Source organism: Terriglobales bacterium (assembly GCA_035454605.1).
Lineage (GTDB): Bacteria > Acidobacteriota > Terriglobia > Terriglobales > Acidobacteriaceae > DATMAB01.
Genome location: DATIGQ010000027.1, coordinates 1 through 2626, shown reverse-complemented (window position 1 = coordinate 2626; position 2626 = coordinate 1). Strand labels below are relative to the sequence as shown.

Genomic DNA, 2626 nt, shown 5'->3' with positions numbered 1-2626 from the left:
CGAAGTCGCCGTCAACGAGGACGTAAACACGCGCAAGGGAGTGGAACGAATCATCCGTTATGCCTTCGAATATGCGCGAGCGAACCGGCGCAAGCGCGTGCTGATGGCGGATAAATCCAATGTGCTGACCTTCGCGCACGGGCTGTGGCAACGAACCTTCAAGGAAGTGGCGAAGGAGTACGCCGATATCGAGGCGCAGCACATGCTGGCCGACGCGCTGGCCATGGTGATGGTGAAGAATCCCGAGCAACTGGATGTGATCGTGACCAACAACATGTTCGGCGACATCCTGACCGACTTGGGAGCGGCGCTGGCCGGCGGCCTGGGCATGGCCGCAAGCGGCAACATCCATCCGGGTCGGACCTCGATGTTCGAGCCAGTACACGGCTCGGCGCCCCCGCTGGCGGGGAAGAACGTCGCGAATCCCATGGGCGCCATCCTCAGCGCTGCGATGATGCTGCGACATTTGGGCATGGCGGGCGAAGCCGACGGCATCGAGGCAGCAGTGCTCGAGGCAGTGAGGCAGAAGAAGACGACCGACGACGTGGGCGGAACCCTGGGGACGAGAGAATGCGGGGAATGGGTGGCACAGAAAGTAGGAAGTAAGAAGTAAAAAGCTAGATCCGCAGGTTACTGCTTCTTCAGTTCCACATCGCCTGCAGGCGGCGGAAGGCGCTCAAGGCGGCGGCGTACTGGGGATTCGCTTCCCAGGCGCGGTGGTAGCACTCGAGGGCTTTCTTCCAGTTGTGGCGGCGTTCGTAGACGCGTCCCAGGTTGAAGTGCGGGTAGCAGCGGGCCTGGTAGCGGGGCGCGACGATGGCTTTCTCGAACCAGGGAATCGCTTCGTCGAGCCGGCCCTTCTCGATCAGGTAGGCGCCGATGTCGTTATACGGGTTGCCGAACTCCGGGTCGACCTTGATGGCTTCGAGGCAATCCTGGATGGCGCGGTCCACGTCGCCCTTGAAGGAATAGGTCCAGCCGCGGAAGGTGTAGGCCTCGGCGGTGGGGAAGGCCTCGATGGAGCGAGTGTAGAGCGCGATGGCTTCATCAAGCTCGCCGGCCGCCTGTTTCTCGTAGGCCTGCTGAAAAAATTCGGCGGCTTGCTGGCGCGAATCCGCTTCCGACATGACTGAACCTGTGCTATAAGCCCCGGCCTAACGGGGGTGGGAGGCACCCACACCCCGGTATCTTACCGAAAACCGTTGCAGCCTGAGCGAGTGCTCCCGAGGGGCGCGCGCGCAGGTCTTCCGAGGTCGAGGGGGAAGACATGCCGGCACGCGGAGCCGGTTGTGTCGAGGGAGTTGCGCTGGCGCTGTGGCTGACGATGGCCACGGGCGTGGAAGGGCAGCAGCCGTTTGTCGCGCCGGCGGAGAGGCTGGAGCCGGCCACGATCGAGGCGGCGCGCCCGCCAACACGCCAGTCGGAGAAACTCTTCCGTTCCGTCGATGAGATGCTGAGCCTGGTGAGCCAGCGTACGCGGCTGCCCATCGAGCACCGCGTGAGGAGCGAGCTGGCCGATCGTGCCGCGGCACAGCGCCATCTGCAGCTGAGGCTGGAAGAAAACGGGCAACGCTTCCAGCGCTCGCAGGTGGTCCTGAAGAAGCTGGGCCTGCTGCCGCGCGACTTCGATCTGAATCGGTTTCTGGCGGAGGTGGCAGACGAGGACCTGGCGGGGTTCTACGACGCGCGCGGACAAACCATTTATCTGCTGGACTGGGTGCGGCCGGCAGCGCAGCGTCCGGTGATGGCGCACGAGCTGACGCACGCGCTGCAAGACCAGGCAGTCGGGCTGGAGGAATGGCTGCGAGCGCGTGAGGGTGACGACGCCCAGTCGGAGGTCGAGGCGCAAGAACGAGCGGCGGCGCGGGCGGCGCTGATCGAGGCCCAGGCCATGCAGGTGATGGCGGATTACACGGTGGCCTCCGCGCGGGTGTGGAGCGCGGCCTCGGCGGCGAGCGGACGCGCGGTGGAGTACTCGCCGGAGTTCACCGCCGTCTTCCATGACCGGCCGCGGCGGGCGGCGCTGCGGCAGGCTCCGCTCTACGTGCGCGAGCTGCTGTCGTTCCCGGCCGAGTACGGGATGCGGTTCGTCGCCGACCTGCACTTCCGCGGAGGAGGCGAGCTGGCCTTCGCGCAGGCGCTGGCCGAGCCACCGCGCAGCACGTTCGAGATCATGGAGCCCCAGCGATATATGGCGGGCGAACGGTTCGAGCCGGTTCGCGTGCCCGACCTCAGCCGGGCGTTGGAGCCGGCCTGGCGCAAGTTCCACGTGGGCTCCATGGGCGCGCTCGAAGTGCGGGCCTTGCTGAAGCAGTTTGTGGGCGACCGCGTGGCGGACAGGATGTGGAAGCGCTGGCGCGGCGGGTTCTATTACGCGGCGGTACCGGAGGGGAGCGGAAAGGCGGCGCCGGAGTCGTTGGGCGTGGCCTATGCGTCGCGCTGGGAAAGGGAGGAAGACGCAGAACGATTCGCCACCGCCTATGCCGGCGGCATCCGCAAGCGATACCAGCGAGCGACGGGTGCGGAAATGAACCGCTGGGACACCGAAGAAGGACCAGTATCGATCGAAGTGGCAGGGAAGAGCGTGTTGGTTCTGGAAGGCTTCGACGACGACACTGCAGGGCGG

At 65.7% G+C, this 2626-nt stretch carries 3 protein-coding genes; 2 read left to right on the top strand and 1 reads right to left on the bottom strand.

Annotated features, from left to right (window positions below; genetic code table 11):
• Nucleotides 1–613, top strand: a 613-nt coding sequence (locus VLE48_01905) for an isocitrate/isopropylmalate family dehydrogenase (protein ID HSA91737.1), incomplete at its 5' end; no start/stop codon positions are given.
• A gap of 28 nt (nucleotides 614–641) precedes the next feature.
• On the opposite strand, the gene VLE48_01900 is transcribed toward VLE48_01905, so the two are convergent.
• On the bottom strand, nucleotides 642–1127 hold the full coding sequence (locus tag VLE48_01900) for a tetratricopeptide repeat protein (protein ID HSA91736.1): 486 nt from the start codon (nucleotides 1125–1127) through the stop codon (nucleotides 642–644).
• A 140-nt stretch (nucleotides 1128–1267) separates the two neighbouring features.
• Here VLE48_01900 and VLE48_01895 point away from each other — a divergent pair.
• Nucleotides 1268–2626, top strand: a 1359-nt coding sequence (locus tag VLE48_01895; GenBank protein ID HSA91735.1) for an ImmA/IrrE family metallo-endopeptidase, incomplete at its 3' end; no start/stop codon positions are given.